General features: G+C 57.3%; 9 protein-coding genes and 1 pseudogene. 3 read left to right on the top strand and 7 right to left on the bottom strand.

Annotated features, from left to right (window positions below):
• Window positions 1-116 precede the first annotated feature (116 nt).
• Genes Pan181_RS15165 through Pan181_RS15155 form a run of 3 tightly spaced genes read right to left on the bottom strand, consistent with a single transcriptional unit; the run spans window position 117 to window position 5,390 of the window.
• The gene (locus Pan181_RS15165) at window positions 117-4,271 is read right to left on the bottom strand and encodes a PEP-CTERM sorting domain-containing protein (RefSeq protein ID WP_197528383.1); all 4,155 of its coding nucleotides are present in this window, start codon (window positions 4,269-4,271) and stop codon (window positions 117-119) included.
• 19 nt (window positions 4,272-4,290) lie between these two features.
• A complete protein-coding gene (locus tag Pan181_RS15160; RefSeq protein ID WP_145244957.1) occupies window positions 4,291-4,938 on the bottom strand; it encodes an IS630 family transposase in 648 nt (215 codons plus the stop codon).
• Window positions 4,926-5,390 carry a helix-turn-helix domain-containing protein gene (locus tag Pan181_RS15155; RefSeq protein WP_145244956.1) on the bottom strand — a complete coding sequence of 155 codons (465 nt, stop codon included), beginning with the start codon at window positions 5,388-5,390 and terminating at the stop codon, window positions 4,926-4,928. The genes Pan181_RS15160 and Pan181_RS15155 overlap by 13 nt, the downstream gene beginning before the upstream one ends.
• Before the next feature lie 699 nt (window positions 5,391-6,089).
• On the opposite strand from Pan181_RS15155, the gene Pan181_RS15150 reads away from it, so the two are divergent.
• Window positions 6,090-7,271: a XylR family transcriptional regulator gene (locus Pan181_RS15150; protein ID WP_145247789.1), complete on the top strand. Its 1,182-nt coding sequence runs from the start codon at window positions 6,090-6,092 to the stop codon at window positions 7,269-7,271.
• Between the two features lie 15 nt (window positions 7,272-7,286).
• On the opposite strand, the gene Pan181_RS15145 is transcribed toward Pan181_RS15150, so the two are convergent.
• Window positions 7,287-10,481: an efflux RND transporter permease subunit gene (locus Pan181_RS15145; protein ID WP_145247787.1), complete on the bottom strand. Its 3,195-nt coding sequence runs from the start codon at window positions 10,479-10,481 to the stop codon at window positions 7,287-7,289.
• A gap of 9 nt (window positions 10,482-10,490) precedes the next feature.
• Window positions 10,491-11,735, bottom strand: coding sequence for an efflux RND transporter periplasmic adaptor subunit (locus Pan181_RS15140; protein WP_145247785.1), 1,245 nt, complete (start codon window positions 11,733-11,735; stop codon window positions 10,491-10,493).
• A 377-nt stretch (window positions 11,736-12,112) separates the two neighbouring features.
• Here Pan181_RS15140 and Pan181_RS15135 point away from each other — a divergent pair, with 377 nt between their 5' ends.
• Together Pan181_RS15135 and Pan181_RS27050 are read left to right on the top strand one after the other, a co-directional pair.
• Window positions 12,113-13,708, top strand: coding sequence for an efflux transporter outer membrane subunit (locus Pan181_RS15135; RefSeq protein ID WP_197528382.1), 1,596 nt, complete (start codon window positions 12,113-12,115; stop codon window positions 13,706-13,708).
• A pseudogene (locus Pan181_RS27050) lies at window positions 13,620-14,965 on the top strand (DUF2891 domain-containing protein). Before Pan181_RS15135 ends, Pan181_RS27050 begins: the two are co-directional and overlap by 89 nt.
• A 67-nt stretch (window positions 14,966-15,032) precedes the next feature.
• On the opposite strand, the gene treZ reads toward Pan181_RS27050, so the two are convergent.
• Window positions 15,033-17,648 (bottom strand): malto-oligosyltrehalose trehalohydrolase, encoded by a 2,616-nt coding sequence (treZ, locus tag Pan181_RS15125; protein ID WP_145247781.1) that lies wholly within the window; start codon window positions 17,646-17,648, stop codon window positions 15,033-15,035.
• A 154-nt stretch (window positions 17,649-17,802) separates the two neighbouring features.
• A complete protein-coding gene (locus Pan181_RS15120; RefSeq protein WP_145247779.1) occupies window positions 17,803-19,812 on the bottom strand; it encodes a glycoside hydrolase family 97 protein in 2,010 nt (669 codons plus the stop codon).
• Window positions 19,813-19,897: the final 85 nt, after the last annotated feature.

The raw sequence follows: 19,897 nt of genomic DNA, 5'->3' as shown, positions 1-19,897 counted from the left end.
ATGCGACGAACTTCGTTAGGTGTGCCGGCCGGTGCACTCGCAATATAGGCCTTTCTGGGGTTCTTGCCGAAAGCAAGTCAACACTTCGGGTGGTTGATGGGACAGTAACTGGCAACTCAGCGGACGCTCGACTTCGCGACCTTGCGAAGGCCGAGCAGTCCAACGGCACCTGCCAGAGCGAATAGCAGCGAGGCTGGTTCAGGAACCGCCTGCCCAGCGAGCATGTCGCCCGTGATGCCACTGAAGCCCGCGCCAGCGAGGGCTTGGTTCATGATGTAAAGGTCAGCCAAGTCGGTGGCCCCATCGTGGTTCATGTCGCCTTTGTCCCAGGTGCCCCAGTCGCCAACAAGTTGGGAGCTGTGAGCCCCGGTTTGGATTTGCTCGCTAAGCCATCCAGCGATAAAGGCGTCGATATCGTCGCCATCAATGTCGCCATCTTTGGTGACGTCGCCGGGCTGTAGGACACCACTCGGGATAGTGGTCGCAATCTCGTTGGCGATCCACTCATTGTCGGAGAACAGGTCGAAGGTGCCCCAGTCCTCGCCATCAGCAAGATTGCCGGGAGTACCGGTTTCGTTGTTGCCGAACACGTACATTTCGATGTCGTCGAGCACACCCTGGAAGTGGTTCTTGAATCCGCCGCTTCCGTCGTCTTCCGCACCAACAACGAGACTCCCACTAAAGCCTTGAGAGAGTAGGTCGAAATCGGCTGGCAGGTTGTCGACGTTGGACGAGACGGCAATGCCATTTACATAGATAACTGATACGTGATTCGATCCCGCTCCACCCGACAGGCGTGCCGGTGCTTGGGGATCGTTTGCGTTGTACACATGGTGCATCACATGTTGCCAGGTGTCGCCTACGACATCGACTTCAGCAGGCACAACACCAAAGTTGTTGAAGTTGTCGGTGGTGTGCTGACTGTTGGCTTGAGTCCACTTGCCATCCGCAGAAATCTGCGGGCCGCCAAAGATTTGTGAATCTAGGAGGAGCGTTTGCGGTGCATCGGTCGCCAGTTTGGCGGAATCGATGAACGCCCACATTTGTACGCCACGCGAAGTGATGCCGGTGTAATCAATGGGGTAACTTTGCCCCAATCGATTGGAAAGACTGTCGGGGCGGTCGAGCGGTTGGCCCGTCATGTAATCATCCACGCCATCGAAGCGTGCACCGAACTCACCAACCGATGCTCCCGGGCGAGCGGAAGTGCTGGTGTAGGTGGGGCCAAACACTTGTAAGTCGAGGTAGGCACCACTTGGTCCGGTTTCGTCGCCAGTGCTGATGCGGCCATCGAACACAAAGCCCATGGGACTACCTTCGCTGACGGTCGCTGCGGTTTGCACCGAAGGTGGGGCCAGCGTGGCGTCGGCACTTCCTGGATCACCAAACAAGTACTCGCGGTCGTTGGTGACCGCCGCGTGGGCGGTGCTGCCCGCTGCCGCCCACGCGACGACGCACCATGCGGTGAGTCCGAAGAAGGAGAAGGAAGTAATCGTCGATTTCTTAAGCTTCATGGAACCGAATCCGTTTGATTTCGAAAGGGTTGCTAGAGCCAAAGCAAGGCAAGAGAAAAGCATTAGCAGTTGCGGCGAGGGTTCAGGTACCGCTTGGGTATCAGCAGCCAAGCTTCCGGAACCAATGGTTGCACCGAAGTTCGATTTCCAGGCCGAGTAATCGCTGGCATCGACACCACCGCCGTTGCCGGTGCCGGCTGCGAAGGCCGACTCGTCGCTGGCACCAAGATTGTCACGCCAGACCGTGTAGTCTGCCAGATTTACGGTGCCGTCGCCGTTGTAGTCGCCGGCCACTGCAGCCAGCTCTTCGTACATAACCAAACCGGGGATCAACGATCCGTCGGACATCCGATAGGTGAACTCAAGATCGCCATCACTACCAGCCCCAAAGACCGTTTCGTCGAAGATCGAACCGATCGAGAGTCCCCCAGCAGGGATGCTGGTGCTTCCCAGCAAGAAGCCTTCGTGAATAATCGAGCTCGAACCTGGTCCCACCTGATCCCAGGTTTCACCAGGATTGGTGCCAGAGTTGACCGGGTCGAGGTTTTGATCCGAGAAGCTATTCCAGGCGTCTGGGTCGATCGCACCCGCAACACTCGTCACCTGGTAGCTATTGATATCGACACTTCCACCGGTTGGATTGCGAATAATCGCGCTGCCAGTATTCGGATCGACCTGCAGCACGAGAAGTGCAAGTTGCGAGAGCGAAGTAATAGTAAACGAGTTGTCCCCATTGTCGGAGACGCCGAGCGAGTAGCCGGAAGTCGAACGGAACGAACCATCTCCTGCCAGTGAAGCAGCTGCTTGCACGGCCGAAAGGTCGAGGAGGTCGCCACCGTATTGAGCGGTGAAAGTGCCGCCGGGAGCGGTGAAGTCGACAAAGTTGCTTACCGCCAAGGCGTCGCCGGTGGCAGCAACAGTAAAGCGAGTGAGCGGTCCGGCAATGTCGACCGCACCACCATCCACGGTGAAGGTACCATAGCGTGGACGTCCGCTTTGTGAGAGTTCGCTACTGAACTCAACGCCAGCGTCGAAGGTAAGGGTGCCGTCCGAGTTGACCAGCAGGTTGTGAGTGACTTCCTGCTCATGACGAATCAGGGCGCCCGTGTGAGATAGGTTGAGTGTTACGTCTTCGGTTCCCCCGCCTACACCGTCGCCGACGATGATCAAGGTGCGAGTTGCCGCGGTCTGGTTGGTAATGAATCCACCAATACCCCCTACGCCACTTGTGAGCGATAAGCTACCGCCACTATTTAGCTGAAGGATCGGCGAGTTTGTGCCGGTGGCGTTGCGACCACCGATTTGAGGCACATTTGTAGACGGCATGGTGCTGCCTGAGAAGATGATGCGATCGTCGAGTCCAGCGAGGCTTAGGCCTGCATCGCCGGCGTTGTCGTCAACTGGAATGCCGTTGCCATCCCAGTTGCTGGCATTGTCCCAATTGCCATCGCCTGCGGTGCCGGTCCACGTGTAATCGATGGCATGAGCGTTCTGCGAGGCGAACGCCGCTGCGATCACCAACACGCAAGCTGGTAGCCAGTTCACTTGCACTTTGCGACGAACCACTAAAGCACCAATCGCTCCCACGGCCAGCAGCATCCAACTGGTAGGCTCAGGAACATTATGGGAGGCCACCATTGCTTGGAAGCTACCTGGACCATTAGCGACTTCGTATGCATGGATGAACAAGTCGGTATCGAATAGGTTGGTCACACCATCGCTATTCAAATCGCCCGCTAGATAAGCCATGGCTGGCGAAAGACCAGTGAGATCGTTCATCGCATTCGAGACGTATTCCTCCCAGTCATTCGCATCGAGTGCTCCGCTACCATCCAGGTCGCCGCGTTGGATGGAATTGCCGTCGTACTGCACGGGAACCGTGAAGATGGAACCATCGCTCGCTAGAAGCTTGGCGGTCACGTCTTCATAGGGAGTTTGCCTCCAGGGAGTACCGAGGTTGATCTGAGATCCGGAGGTGAGCACACCACCGTCGCCGCCGTCGAGTTCACCTTCGCTCAAGTCGGTTCCGTTGGGAGTGGTCGTAAGCACGGTCCACTCGTCGTCGACGTCCACCGAACCGTCGCCTGTGCCTCCGTTGGCGGAGGTTGCGTCGTAGTTGCCGCTGATCGAGATCCACTCAGAAGGACTGGAATTCAACGAACCTGCGAGGGATTGCAGCGAATAACCAACGATATTGATATCGCCAGCGGTGAAGTTCTCAAGCATCATGCCACCAGTCGCACGATCGATTCGCAGCACTGGATTGAGCGGTAGGCTGGCAAACGCACGGATTTCGACCGGCGTAAACAGGTTATTGTCACCGGTGCCATTCGAGTCGTGGGCGATGATTCGGAGGCTGTCAAACGTTTCGCCCGCGGTGCCGAGTACCGAACGATTGAATTGCGGAGCGGAGTCAGGAATCATCTGGTTGGCGATCGAGGTCACTAATGAACCGCCATTGTAAAGCTCGATTTCATAGTCGTCGTCACGATTGAAACAGCAGTTGTTTCTGCCCCACAGATCGACCTTAAACGTCTCGCCCGCAGCGAGTGTGATGGGGCCATTGGTGAAATCGAAAATGAGGGTCACATCGGTTCCTGCCGGCTCATCGGCGTGGAATCCATCGGAGTGGGCTCCTAGCGGATTGGTCGAAGTTGGGTTCGCCGGATCGTAGGCGAACGGATCGCTCACCAGGTTGGCAATATCGGTTCCGTAAGCAGGTTGGGAAGAGTTAACTGCGTCGGGAGTTAATGGCACTAGTACGTCGTCCCGGAAGTCATTTCCTATAGAGTTCAGGGAAGACGCGTTTGGCGTCTTTTCGATGGAAGGTCCAATTGATTTTGATTTTCTTCCGATTGCGGTCGCGTGAACAGTGGGAGAGTTCGCTTTGAACCTTGTCGAGCGAAGCCAACCGACGTCCCAGGCATTGTCGCTGTATGGCCGAGATTTCGATCTCGGCCATGTTGAGCCAACTGGCATGCTTGGGGGTAAAATGCCACACAATCCGCTCCAGCATTGGCCGAGCCGCCTCCTCGCCAAAGGTTTCGATCAACGACTTCTCGTTGTGCGTGTTGAGGTTGTCCATCACCAGATGAACCCGCTCTGCGTCGGGATAGCGCTTCAAGAGGTCGCGGACGAACCGGGCGAAGTCGGCTCGCTTGCGGTGACGCTTGGCCTGAACGAATCGCTTGCCCGCCTTCGGCTCGACCGCCACGAACACGCTGCAGGTTCCGCAGCGGCGGTACTCGTAGTCCTGCTTCGCGATCTTGCCGGGTGCCGCGGGCTCGGGCGGCCGCGCGTCGTCGACCCTCTGATAGGGCTGCTCGTCGAGGCAGACGACCGGCTCGTTCGGGTCGAGCGGCTTCTCGTACTGCTCGAGGACGTCCTCCATCCGCTCACAGAACTCGTCGTTCAGCTTGGGCACGCACCAAGTTTTTTTCGCCACGGCTTCAGGTCGTGTTCCTTGAGCCACAGCGAGACCTCCGTCACGCTGAGCGAATCGACGAAGCCTTCCTTCACCGCGTGCTCGCACAACAATTCCAGCGTCCAGCGAGCCCGTCCCTCGGGCGGCTCGCTGCACGCCAGGGCGATTACCTGTTGCTGCTGCCGCTTGGTGAACTCTGGGGGGCGGCCCGAGCGAGGCGCATCGTACACCGCCCGCTGGACGCCCTCTTCGCAGAACCGCTTTCGGACGGCTCGGACGTTGCGCGTCGTGCAGCCCACATGCTCGGCGATCTCTTCGTCGGTGCATCCCGAGTCCGATTTCAATAATATCTGGCAGCGACGCACCACTTGCGCCGCGCGGGCGCCTGAGCGTGCTAGCTGCTCCAAACCTCCACGGGCCTGGTGGTCCAGGCAAACAATGTGCTTTTTCATTCCGCAGCATATAGCAGCGGAATGGATTTCAGGAAAGACGTACTAGTGTTAATGCATAGGTGTTGCATGCCAATAACATGAGTGACGAGAATGCAGCCAGTGTTGCGTGACGCAACGTGGGGCGCAAACAGAGTGGATGGAGCAATGTCAACATAGCGCCGATATCTCCCTTGAATTCAGCTCAAGTAAGGTAATACGCGATAAGCGCACGACGAAAAGAAAAGCACAAATCTCGTCAGCTGTTCTTCGCACTCATTCGCGAAGAACCAACATCAATCAAGCAAGCACACCTGTGGTGAATCAAGCAGCAGAGCAATTGCCAGCTGTTAAGTGCTGTTTTGCTCTTCCAGCGGGTTGCTGTGGAACAGCAGGAAAGCCGTGTGTGTTGGAAGTAGGTTTTGTGACTTATGGGAAAAGTATTCGAAGTCTCACGATTGACTGTGACACTTCGCGGGTCGCAGTGTACCATGCTAGGGGGACAGAGTCACTTAGGTTTTAATTCAAAGTTATTCGTTTTTGGCGCACGTGTAGTTTGCTCTTGAATCGACATAAGTTGTTCTGCAGAATGGCTTTACCTTCAGTGAGCGAACTTCCCTATGCGTTTGCGCTGCCTGCGATTGGCTTTTAGCGCCTGTTTTCTTCTCGTTTGTTTACGGGAAGTCGGACCTGTACCTATTCTTTTGCATTGGACTGGCCCTTATGGTTCCAAAGGTTGCGATTCTCGTTGAGTCTACGCGAGGTTATGGAAGAAACCTGCTTCGCGGAATCGCTGCCTATACCAGATCGCACGGAGCGTTCTCCATCTATCGTCAAGACTGTGGTCTAGGCGATGCCATCCCGGCCTGGCTGCGCGACTGGAAGGGCGATGGCATTATTGCTCGTATCGAAACCGAAGAGCTTGCGGAGTTCTTAGCAAATCACGAATTGCCAATCGTTGACCTCCGCTATCGGTTCTCGCTGTCCGGTGTGCCGAGGATTGAAACCAATGAGTTGTCTGTCGCTCAGCAGGCGTGCGATCATCTGATTCATTGCGGTGTAAGGAACTTTGCTTTCTGCGGGTTTAATGGCGCGGACTATTCGCGGGTGCGACAAGAACTCGCGGTCGAGTATCTCTCGCAGCGGGGATACAAGGCGAGCGTTCACAACAGCGAAGCCACGAGTTTTACCGACACCGCGAACATCGAATCGTCGGGCTTTGCCCACGACCCACAATTGTGCAAATGGCTCAAAGAGCTACCGAAACCAGTGGGACTGTTCGCCTGCAACGATGTGCGGGCGGCCCAGGTGTTGAATGTGTGTCGGGAGCTAGGTATTCATATTCCTCGAGAGATCGCGGTGCTTGGTGTCGATGACGATCGTTTGATCTGTGAGCTTACTACTCCTCCATTGAGCAGTGTTGCGTTAGACACATTCCGCATTGGTTATCTGGCAGCCGAGACCTTGTCGCGGATGATGCGAGGACTCGCTCCGCACGAGTCGCGGATGCTGGTGAGTGCCAAAGGCATCAGTCGGCGGCAATCTACCGATTTGCTGCAAGTAGACGATCCTGATGTAGCGGTGGCGCTACAGTTCATCCGCGAGCACGCCTGCGATGGCATCACTGTTGACGACGTCGCCAAAGCGTGCCATCAGTCTCGCAGCACGTTGGTGCGGCGGTTCTCAAAACACACCCGCACCACGGTGAAAGGGGAGATCAAGCGAGTGCGTGTGAATCGTATCAAGCAGTTGCTGGCCGACACCGACTATTCTCTCACCGAGATCGCTGGACTCGTTGGATTCGCTCACGTGGAGTACATGTCGACCATGTTCAAGAAGCACTCTGGCGAAACCCCCGCCCAGTATCGCAAGATGTATCAAACCATTCGCACCGTTCACGACTAGTACGGAGTCGGGTGGCTATTCAGCCGAAGGGGAATGACTACTGGTCGCAGGTTGTGAATTCGCTTGGCTCGCACGGAACGGGCGGAAATACCAATTCTTGGCCGCGGATAGAAGCTTGCCAACATCGTCGGCAGCCAGTTGGGCGCAGGGGATTAGGAACAGCGTTACCAGCGTGGCGAACATCACTCCAAACGCCAGCGAGGCGGCCATTGGAATCAGGAACTGGCCCTGCAGCGACTTGTCCATCAGCAGCGGTACTAGTCCTACGAAGGTCGTAACGGAAGTTAGCATGATCGGTCGGAATCGTCGCGCGCCTGCCTGCAGCGCGGCTTCGCGAAGCGTGGCTCCAGCGGCCATTCGCTGGTTCACGTAGTCGACCATCACGAGTGTGTCGTTGACGGCCACACCAGCCAGGGCAAGCATACCGAATACCGAAAGATACGACGGAGTGATGCCAAGTGCGATATGTCCTAGCAAGGCACCGATGATGGCAAAGGGAATCGCCAGCAACACAAAGAAGGGCTGCCCCAGCGACTTCAGCGCGATTGCCAGCAGACCGTAGAGCACAAAGGCCAGCAAGCAAGAGCCCAAGATCGTTTGCCGCTGGGCGTCGGCTGCTTCGGCTACGTATCCCACAAACTGAAAACTAAGATTGTTTTCCTGGCAAAGGGCGTCGATCTGCGGCGAAATCTCTTTGGCGATCCCGAGAATATCGACCGTCTCGTCTACCGCCTGAGCCCCACACCTGAGGATTTCGGCACCGTTTTTCCGATCCACCGACGAAGGAGCCTTGGTGAATACTATATCGGCCACCGTCGATAGCGGTACATCGGCCCCACGTGGAGTACGAATGCGCATGGTTTCGAGCGTGTGCAAGGTCTCTCGCTCTTCGCGAGGTAGTCGCACCATCACACGAATGTCGTCGACACCTCGTTGGAGTCGCTGCGCTTCTTCGCCAAAGAAAGACTGGCGAACCTGCTGGGCGAGGCGTTGCTGGGTGAGACCGAGTTCGGCAGCCAGCGGCTTCAGTCGCAGTTCCAGTTCATCCTGACCGTAATTGATATTCGCCCAAGCGGAACTGAACTCGGGATACTCTTCCAAGATGCGTTTTATTTTGCGGGCGACTTCCGCTTTCTCTGGCGACATTGGCCCACGCAGTTCGATATTCAGATTCTCGTTGTCGACGTTGCGATCGCGGTTGATGCTCGAGTCGGAGCGTATCCGAAATTCCGTAGCTTCGGGGATAGGACCGATCAATTCATTCCAGCGGGCGGCTAGCTCGCTGTTCGCCGGACCGGTCGAACTGCGGAGCGAAGGGGCCAATACTTCAAACGAAATGGATCCCCGCGACTTGTCGAAATCCCGATGAATGCGCGCCGCGCCTACCAACTTCGAAATGTTAAGCACAAGCGACTCTCCGGTGCCGGGGTCGATGAACTCTTTCTGAACTTGCAGCAACGCGTCTTCAATGCGTTGCATGTAGCGAGCGGTGGTCTCGAGCGAAGTATCATCGGGCATGTCGAGCTCGGCTGAGATTCGCTGTTTCTCGACCGCAGGATAGGCAATGAACTCCATGCGCCCGCTCATGCAGTATCCAGCCATCAGTAACATGCCAGCGGCGAAGATCGCCATCACCGAGATGCGATGACGCACGGCGACTTCGAGCGTGGGCTGGTACACATGCTCGATGAAGTATTCAAGGCTGCTTGCGATCGATGTTTGAATACGGGTGATAAAATTGTCCCGTGGAACCGGACGCAGGTGCTTAAGGTGCGCTGGGAGAATCAGTTTCGATTCAATCAGCGAGAAGAATAGTACGGGGGCGACAATCGGGGGAACCTGCGATGCGAAATCGCCCCAGCTGCCATCAAAGAATAGCAATGGAATAAAGGCGACCATCGTCGTGAGTGCACCAAAGGTCACCGGCGTGGCCACCTCGTGGGTGCCTTGCACGGCGGCTTCGAGCGGCGATAGCCCCTCTTTCATCTTCAGGTAGACGTTCTCGCCGGTCACGATTGCGTCGTCCACCACGATGCCGACAACGATGATGAAACCGAAGAGGCTCATCACATTCGCAGTGACCCCAAACCAAGGCATCAGCATCACCCCGCCGGCAAAACCAACGGGTATGCCCGCAACAATCCAAAACGCCAGTCCTGGACGCAAGAAGAGTCCTAGCAGCAACATTACCAGCAGACTGCCTTGCGCCAGCGACTCGACGAGCGTGGTTAACCGCCCGCGAATCTCAACCGATTCGTCGTCCCAGATGAACAGCTCGATTCCTTCAGGGAACTTGCTGCGAGAGGTTCGGACATACTCATGCACTTTGTCGGAGATGTCGATGGCATTTTCTTTGCCGGTTCGCAGTACTTCGACAAACAGGGCTGGGCGGCCGTTGAATTCAACCGTTTTTTCACCTTCGACAAAGCCATCGGTCACGGTTGCGACTTCCCCGAGCAGGATGTCGGTGCCAGCAGCCGCGTGGATCGGTATGTTGGCAAACTCTTGTTCCGAGTAAGCCTGTCCACGCGTGCGGACGATGAATGTACCGCTAGCACTGTCGATCGAACCGGCCGGCAGATCGATCGAGAACTGTTGGATGGCGTCGGTCAGGTCCTGCAAGCTCAGCCCGTAAGCAAGTAGCTTGTTCGTATCGACTTCCACACTAATTTCGTAGTCGCGATCTCCCTGAACCTGGGCGCGACTAATGCCTGGCAGCGCGATAACGTCTTCCTGGACCTTGCGAGCGACCTCTCTCAGTTCATGCGGACTTAAGTGCCCTGTGACCGCAATGCTAAGCACTTCCCACCAGTTGGAAGAGTCGGGAATCGAGATGCGTGGTCGCTCGGTTTCGTCGGGGAAGGTGGTAATTGTGTCGATGCGTGCGGTGACATCGTCCAGCAGCACGCGTAGATCGGTGCCAGGTTCTGCATCGATGAATAATCGACCTTCGCCTTGCCAACCATTCGCGTGAATGTCGCGAATGCCTTCGACACCCTCTAAAGCTTCCTCCATCGGGATGAGAATCGCACGCTCGACGTCTTTCGCGGTGCCGCCGCGATAGGTCATCGTGACTACCACGGTTTCAAAGCTGCGTTCCGGCGAGACCTCAAGCGGAATATTGTAGAGCGCCGTATAGACACCAGCGACCAGAATCGCCAGCATCATGAAGTTGGCAGCTATTCCGTTTGTGGCAAACCAGCGGATCATGAAGCAAGGCTAGTTGGTGGTGGTCTGTTCGGAATCGGGCGACGAGGTATCGGCAATCGTCGAGGTAGGATCAGCAGCCGGGATGATCTCGATCTTGGAGCCCTTCGGCGAGTACGGCATCGGAGTCGTTGCCAGCAGCATATTAGTAGGGATCGTCGAAGCGGCCACGATGACGTGCTTGGTATCCGACCAGATCGGCTTCACCTTCAGCGGTAGCAGGGTGTGCTCTTCGCGGGTGACTAGCACGACGCTATCGAGCTGTCGCACCGCCGCGCGTGGCAAGGCAACCACGTCGTGCAAGATAGTACCTTGAATCGAGGCGACCACTGGCTGCCCAATTCGCAGAGGAGGTTTCGATTGGGTGCGGCCGAACGGATCCTCTACTCTGGCAATCGCGTACAAATCGCGTGAGTTCTCGTCGAGCACCCCTTCGGTGCGTACGATGTTGCCACGCCAAACCGCGGTGTTGGTGTCTTGGATCCCATCGCGAAGCGTTACCGGCAACGGTTCGTCTTCGGGGAACTCCGGAAGATCCAGGAATGGGCGTTGATCACCGGAGATCGGGAGTCGCACTTCCACGTAGTCGATCGCGAAAATCTCACCCAGCGGGGTATTGGCTCCGGCCAGCTGTCCAATACCGATGAGCTTCGACAAGACTCGTCCGTCGAAAGGGGCCAAGATGCGGGTGCGAGTAAGATTGAGTTCCGCTTGTTCCACGCCAGTTTCAGCGAGGGCGACGTTGGCTTCGGCTTGTTCCCGCGTCGCCGTGGCTGCATCGACTTCGCCTTGCGACACGGCATTCGATCCCACGAGCTTGAGCTTGCGATCTTCCACCACTTTGGCGAGCTTCAATTCCGACTTGGCCGCTTCAAGTTCCGAGTTGGCGATGGATAAGGCGGTGTGATAATCGCGTTGATCGATTTCGACCAGCAAGTCTCCCTTGTTGAAATAAGCACCGACCTCAAAGTTCGCACTAACCGAAGTCACGACTCCAGAGACCTGAGCGTTCAAGGTCACTTGATTGTGAGCTTGCACCACTGCATTGGTTTCGATGGTCACCGGGAAGTCGACCACTTCCATCTCTTCCACACGCGACCGCAGCAACAGCTTCTTTGGTTCGGGAGCAGGTTCCTCTTCCACGTGCGACGCGAGAATCTGAAACCCAAACCACCCTGCTGCTAAGATCACGCAGGGAATCGCCACTCTGAGCAACAGCCCTGCGAGGCGGATCGGGGTGGAGGAAGTCGCTGACATAAAGAGGGCTTGCTCTAGAAGACAGTAGAGGGTGATCGTGCTGAAAGCTTAGGTCGATCGACGGAATTCGCACAGGAGGGGGGAAACGTCGTTGGTCCGCGGTCGCTGCAGCGTACCCTCCAGGCATTGGGAGGTTGCAACCGTCCGAGCGGGGGGCCGGCTGCCTGATTGGCGAGGGTAGGTACGGCGATCCGAGATTAACGATTATACCAAAGACGAAGACTGTAGTGTTGGAATCCGTCGGTATTTGTAAACCTTGCGGGTTGGTTTCAAAAGATTGTATCAATCAATCCGGATTCACCGATAGTTGGGCAGGAGTAAAATGTTCTTGTATTTCCGCTTTTTCGAGACTTGTGATGCGAAGCCCCCTGGATGCAATGGCGGCCAAAATTCTCCGCCGCGGCCAAGGGATGCTTGCTGTTTCGCTTGGCTGCTTGTTGCTAGCCGCAGTTGGATGCACCGGTCCCAGGCAATGGATTTCCAACGGATTCAAAGTCGGTCCCAATTATTGCCCACCAAGTACCCCGGTAGCACAAGGCTGGATTGATGCCGACGATGAACGGGTGATCGGCGATCCGGTCGATGCTGCCGCTTGGTGGTCGAACTCGTTTCGCGACCCTGTGCTGAACGAACTGGTCGCCGAGGCCTACTCGCAGAATCTCACGCTTCGGCAAGCCGGTAGTCGCATCATGCAAGCCCGCGCGTTGCGGGCGATTCAGATCGGCGAACTCTTCCCACAGCAGCAAACTGCGTCGGCCGATTACTCGCACAATCTCACAACCGGCTCGGGCTTCGACCGTCACTTCAGCTCCTGGCGAGGAGCGTTTCAGCTAGCTTGGGAAATCGACTTCTGGGGTCGCTATCGTCGAGCAGTCGAAGCCGCAGACGCCGACCTTGATGCAACGATGTTCGACTACGGCGACGTGGTCGTCACCCTGATCGCGGATGTTGCCTCTACCTACATCGAGATTCGTACTCTGCAGAAACGCCTGGAGTTAGTGAAGCTGAACGTCGAGAGCCAGAAGCAGACCTACGAGATTACAGAGATACGATTTGAAGGGGGCGAGTCGAGCGATGTCGACGTGCAACAGGCCAAGTCGAGCTATGTGCAAACGGCCGCGCTGGTTCCGCAGGTGGAGATCAATCTGCGACAGGCCCAGAATCGACTCTGCGTGCTGATGGGCATGCCGCCTGAGAATATCTTAGACATGCTAGGCGAGGGAGACATTCCGACCGTCGAACCGGAGATCGTGCTCGGCATTCCTGCAGCGACCTTGCTGCAACGCCCCGATGTACGTCGTGCCGAACGACTGGTCGCCGCACAGAGTGCTTTCATCGGAGTCGCGGAAGCGGACTTCTATCCTCGTATCACGCTGTCGGGCACTGTGGGGCGGAGTGCGAATCAGTTTAAGGATCTGTTCCGCAGCGGTTCGGGGTTCGGCTCGGTCGGACCGTCGGTCGACTGGAACGTGCTTAACTACGGGCGGATACTCAACAGAGTTCGCTTCGAAGACGCCCGCTTCCAGGAACTGGTGTATGCCTATCAGCAGTCGGTGTTGAATGCAAACCTGGAAGCCGAAAACGCGATCGTACGATTCTTGAAATCGCAAGAACTGCTTCGCCTGCAACTCGAAGCGGCCGAAGCCGCCGACCTGACCAACAAGCTGATTACCGAGAAGTTCGTCGCCGGCGACCAGATCGATTTCAACCGGGTGTTTGGAGTGCAGAACACCAAAACGCAGCAAGAGGTTGCCGCGGCTGCTGCCAAGGGCGAGGTCGCCCAGGGGGTGGTCGAGATCTACCGGGCGCTCGGGGGCGGCTGGCCATCGCCTTACCTGAACACCCCACCCGCGGTCCCCGCCGCACCAGTCGACACGCCGACAGATGCCGAAGAGATTCAGGTTCCCGCGGCAGAGCTGCCACCCGCAGCGGAGCCAGACCTGCAAAACCCGCTGGATCAGCTGGAGCAGTAGTAAGCGACGCTGCTTGTCGCAGGCGCAGCTTTCGCTCACTGCACTTGCAGTCGATGGTAAGTGTACTCCAGCTGCATGTTCGACCATAATGTGGTTCCGTACTTCAGGTCTGAAAGTGGAAGTGAACCAGGGATTCGACATGCATTGCGTGAGAGCGTCCATCCAGATTGTGATGTTGTTGCTAACAATGACGATTGCCAACCGAGCTATGACCCAAACCATTTCGACACCACTTAGCAATGAGCAAGTGGAACAGTTCGCCAACCTAGCTTTCTCTGGGATCACCCAGGAGTATCCGAACAAGCCATCGAACGTCATGGTCGGGGCCGAGTCGGTACTTGGCCCGAAAGCCATGCACCCGGTGTTCTATGGTTGTTTCGACTGGCATTCGTCGGTGCATGGTCACTGGATGTTGGTTCGCCTGGCGAAGGTCAAGCCCGACGCCCCGGTCGTGCCGAAGATCCTCGCGCTGCTTGATGAGCAACTCACCGAAGCGAAGCTGCTGGAGGAAGCCGAGTACTACGACCCAAGGAGAACAAAAGCTTCGAACGCATGTACGGCTGGGCGTGGACCCTTCGCTTGGCGGCCGAGCTGCGCACGTGGGATCATCCTCAGGCGAGCAAGTGGGCGGATGCTCTTCAGCCGCTGGAAACACGGATCGTCGCACTCACCAAGGACTATCTGCCTAAACTCACGTACCCGATTCGTACCGGGGTGCATCCCGATACCGCGTTCGCGCTGTCGCAGATCTACGACTACTCGCTGGTGGTCGAAGACAAGCAGCTGACCGCGTTGGTGCGAGAGTATGCGCTCACAAAGTACCAGAGCGATCACGACTATCCCGGGCACTTCGAGCCGTCGGGCGAGGACTTCTTCTCGCCGTCGTGGAACGAAGCCGATCTGATGCGACGCATGCTCCCGCCACAGGAGTTTGCCGAGTGGCTCGATCGCTTCCTGCCGGGGCTTGAATCCACCGATTCGAACGTGGCCAATCTGCTGCAACCGGTCGTGGTATCCGACGTGACTGATCCTAAGATCGTCCACCTGGCTGGGCTCAACTTGTCGCGCGCTTGGACGCAAAACGGAGTGCTCTCGGTACTGCCTGCTGCCGACCCGCGACGAACGGTACTGGCCGAGTCGGTTGACAGGCACACTCAAGGCGGACTCAAGTACGTGTTTAGTGGTCATTACGAGGGCGAGCACTGGTTGGCCACGTTTGCGGTCTATCGGTTGACGAACGTCGGCATCGCCGAGTAGCCGCGAGTGTGTCGATCGTCCAATAAACTCTTAACCTCCTATGCTCCTGTTGTGGAAGTGTAATCCTTTAGTGGTGCAGCACCACCACTCCATGGTTGGTGCCGAGTGCCAAGCTACTTCCGTCGAGCGAAGCTGGTTTCGACGAGAGTAGCAGTTCCTCCAGATGGTTTAGCGTACGTGTCGACTCGTCGGTCTGCGACACCGAGGCGAGTCGCACGTAGATGGCGATCGTCGTCCCGTCGGACTTTGGGTACTTCAACCAGTAGGCATCCAGCTCCTCACTGTACCCTGCAGTGAACTGCTCGGCGGCGAGCCATTGCTCTTGCAGCCCTTGTTTGCGAAACGCAATCAACTGCTGGTACCACTTGAGCATGTCGCCATCGTGCGTTGCCGAGTCATGGCACAGAGCGGAGTGAAACACTTGCGGGTGCGAGGGGGGCAGCGCATCGTCCCACACGTGGTGGGGGTACTCGTTTTGCCGTCCCTGATCGACGATGTCGCGCAGCTTCGGGTCTTCGAAATCCACAAAGAACGGGAACGGAGAGTCGGCCGCCACCTCTTCGCCCATGAACATCAAGGGGATGCTGGGATAGAGCATGGTAAGCGTAATCGCTGCGCGATGGTACGATTTGGAGGTTAGGTGATGGAGCCGCTTGCCTTGCGGGTGGTTGCCTACCGAGTCGTGCGTTTGCAATGCGGTGACAAACGACTCGATATAAGTGCGGGCGTGGTTGGTCGATTCGGGAGGGGCAGGCTGACGTTCGAACTTGTTGCCCGCGTAAATGAATCCATGCTGCAGCGACTGAATCATATCGCTCTGGCCATGGTAGCTGCGGGCAACCAGCCGCACTCCTATGTCGGCGACCGAATAAATGGAGTGCATCAAACAGTCGCACCAGATCGCATCGTAAGGCTCGCCCTGAACTGCTTCTCCCACCAGGCTGGGATCGTGGGCATTCGTCTCGGCGATCAGGTGAATTACTCGCTTCGCCTGCTCGGCAAAGTTGGTGGTTGCGTCCCGCAGGCTGGTGAGGAGATGCGGCGTGCTGTCGTCGATCATGAAGAACGCTGCGTCGAGCCGCAGCCCGTCGAGATGGAACTCGTCGAGCCAGTACAACGCGTTGTCGACCACGAACTGGCGAACCACTTCCGAATCGGGGCCATCGAAATTAAACGCATCTCCCCACGGAGTATGATGCTCGGCCGAGCTGTAAGGGCCGAACTGAGGAAGATAGTTCCCCTCAGGACCTAAGTGGTTGTAGACCACATCCAGCAGTACCGCGAGTCCTTGTTGATGGCACTCGTTGACGAACGCCTTCATGTCGTTGGGCGAGCCATAGGTATTGCGCGGAGCGAACAGGTTAACGCCATCGTAACCCCAGTTCCATTTGCCAGGCGTCTGGGCGACCGGCATGATTTCCACTGCGGTGGCTCCCAGCTCCTGGATGTGAGGAATCTGTTCGATCGCCGCGCGAAACGTGCCTGGTTCGGTGAACGTGCCGATATGCAATTCGTAGATCACCAGATCGCGGGTTGGCATGCCTTGCCAGGCTTGATCTTGCCAGGCGTAGCTTTGCGGATGAATCACCTCGGAGGGGCCATGCACTCCCTGCGGCTGGCTCCGCGATACCGGATCGGGATACGCCCCCGCGTCGCCCAGTTGGTAGCGGTAGGTTGTATGAGGGCCGGCCGATTCGACCGAGCCGCTGAACCATCCCGCCTGCTCACGCTCGGGCGCAAGGGGATGCGATTGCGACTTGTCGCTGTCGACGATCTTGACCGCGACGCTCGAGTGGCTTGGAGCCCAAACTCGGAACGCGGTCTGGTTATGAGTGAAAGGGAGGGCACCCTTCCACTCGCCGGTCGGTGGGGTAGGGCTTGCCAGCCCGAACCAGCGACATCCTTCCAGCACCCCGCTAGTGGCTGGCCGTTGCGCCAGGCATAAGCGGTTCTTCCAGCCCGACGTGCGATGCGACTCGTAAACGTCGTTCGCCACCGAGCGACTTGCGTTCGAAACCACGATGGCTCGATAGCCAGCAGTCAGGGCAGCGAGGTCGTTGCCCGAATCCCCTGCGAAGACGATTTCTTCCGGGGCGAGACCGCGCTGCTTGGTCCACCAGTCGAGCGCATGGGCTTTCGATACTCTGGACGGAAGTAAGTCGATCAACCCATCGTTGTTGAAGGGATCGACGCTGCCTATCACCGAGTAGGGAGCGCCGCTGGTCTCAATGGCATGAGTGACCTGCGATACGAGTTGGTCGAGCTGATTGCTATCAACATAGTAACTGAGTTTGAACGAACCTTGCTTCTCGTCTTCCTGAGGAGTCAGGCCGGTGATGGTAGATAGCCGTTCTCGCAACCGAGCGACTGGCATCTCTGCGACGATCCGACCGAGGTGCTCCTGGTAGGCGGCCACCGGTGTCCACGACCCGGTATCCGACCACGTGTAGATCGAGGTCCCGACGTCGCAGATGATTGCCGCGGGTTTCGGCAACGCGTACCGGTCCATGGCATCCAACACCGACGCCAAGTGTCGCCCGGTGACGAACAGCAGTTCGGCTTGGTGCTGTTGAAGTTCTTGCTCCAGGGTTCTCAGATCGCTCGCATTTTGCGTTTCATTTTCGAGAGGGATCAGCGTTCCATCCAGATCGGTAGCCAATAGTCGGCTGGTAATATCAGTCATCTTTTCTCGTGGTTGAAATGCAATGGCCAGTGCAACGGAGCACCGACAAGCGGGCGGGGAGCGAGGCTTCAGCACAGCAACGTAACAGGCTCTCCCAGCTTAGGAAAGGCGCGCATCGCCATCGTTCGGCAGGTAAACCAAGTTTCCGCACAACCTATCGCGATGCTCCCGTGCTAGTACTGCTTGGCTCGATGCGGAGTCGCCCCACCCATCCACCTGCGGGGGCCAGGCGAACGTGGAGCGTATCGTCGCGAGTCACACTCGCGGTGTGCTGAGCGAAATCCTCGCCGTTGCGGTCGGCATTCACTCCGTCGCCCCAGCTTTCGAGTTTGTAAGGCCCATCGGAAAGGAACGTGAGCGGCAAGTCGAGCTCACGACGATCCCAGTCGGTCATCACGCCGATGTACCATTCGTCTCCCGACCGGCGGGCGATGGCCACATAGTCGGAGAGCTTCGCGTCGAGCACAACCGTATCGTCCCACACGGTCGGCACCGCGGAGAGAAACTGCATGCACTCCGGCTCGTCTTGGTACGTCGTGGGGCTATCGGCCAGCATTTGCAGCGGGCTTTCGTACACCACGTACATGGCCAGCTGATGGCAGCGGGTGCCAAGCACCATGGGGTGGTCGACGATCCACCGCCAGTTAGTGTCGTTCGCATTGCGCATCGCGCCTGGCGTGTAGTCCATCGGACCGGCCACCATGCGAATGAAGGGGAGTATCAACTCTTGCTCAGGCGTCGTGCGTTCTTTGCCCCATTTATACTGCTCGAGCCCGTTGACCCCCTCGAAGGTCATCACGTTAGGATACGGCCGGCGGAGGCCCATCGGTTTGCACGCTCCGTGGAAGTCGACCATCAAGCGGTGTTCGGCTGCAGTGCGAGCGACTTGCCAGTAGTAATCGATCATCACCTGGTCGTCGCGTTGCATGAAGTCGACCTTAATGCCAGCGACGCCCCACTGCTCGAAGCGGGCCAGCTTGGAATCCATCTCCTTGTCGATGGCATTCCACAGCACCCACAACAGAACCTTCACCCCTTTTTGCTCCGCGTAGGCCAGGACTTCCTTGATATCGACATCGGAACGCGGCGCGGTCACATCGGTCGACGTCTTGCTCCAACCTTCGTCGAGCAGGATGTATTCAATCTTGTACTCAGCAGCGAAGTCGACAAAGTACTTGTAGGTCTCGGTGTTCACGCCAGCTCGGAAATCAACGCCCCGCAGATCGATGCCGTTCCACCAGTCCCATGAGACCTTGCCAGGCTTGATCCAGTCGGCCGAGTCGATCGCCATCGGTCGACCGAGTTGATAAACCAGCTCGGAGCGAAGAAGATCCGCATCGTCGTCGGCGACGAGCAGCACTCTCCAGGGAAACGAACGGGCGCCATCGGTCTTCGCCAGATAATCGGCATACTTCGTAACCACCTGATTGCGATCCCCTTGGAGCTCGGTTTCCAGGGGGTAGCCAGCGTATTTGCCAACCAGTCCCGGCTGACCGCTGTCGGTGCCGCGGAGGAACATGCCAGGGTAGCTAAACAGATCGGATTCGGAGATATAGACCTTCACTCCGTTCTGGCACTCCACCACACAGCCGGTCGAGCAGAACTGCTCGGGGCTTATCTCCGCGACAGGCGTTTGCTTGTAGACGCGTTCCTGATGCGTGAACATGCTTTCTTCCTCCGGGAAGTAGCACGTGCTGGAATCGGGGAAACGGAACTCGGCTAGCTCGCTTTCGACCGTGATCTGACCGGGGATGTTGGTTTGCCAGCGGTAAGCCACTCCTTCGTCGTACACGCGAAATACCAGCGTTGCCTGTTCGCTCAAATGAATCGTCGCTTGCGTGTAGGCGGTGTCGAGCGAACGATACTTGCGCGGAACCGGGAACTGGACCTTCTCTTTCTTCGATTCGACCACCACCTTGGGCTTCTGTTTGGTCTTACCAATCGCTCCCAGATCGGCAATCGTCAGATCGATGGCCGAAGGTTGCAGAACCTGCTTATCCCCTAAGTGGACGCTGTACTGGATCGGATTGTCGATCTGGAGTTCGACCGTCAAGCGATTCGATGGCGATGCGACCTCGATTTCTTCGGCAACCGAAACTTGGCTGCAGGAGCCAACGACAAGTAAATAGGTAAGCGCGATCGACGCAAGCGTTTGGGAAGACATGGCAGGAGCTTCAGGAAGGAGGGAAGCACGCACGGCTCATGCAAAGTCGAGCGGTGCATGCTGCGGTTTAGGTTGGTCGTTTAAT

It is taken from the genome of Aeoliella mucimassa, from assembly GCF_007748035.1.
In the GTDB taxonomy this organism is placed as follows: Bacteria; Planctomycetota; Planctomycetia; order Pirellulales; family Lacipirellulaceae; genus Aeoliella; species Aeoliella mucimassa.
This window is presented reverse-complemented; position numbering and strand designations above follow the sequence as displayed.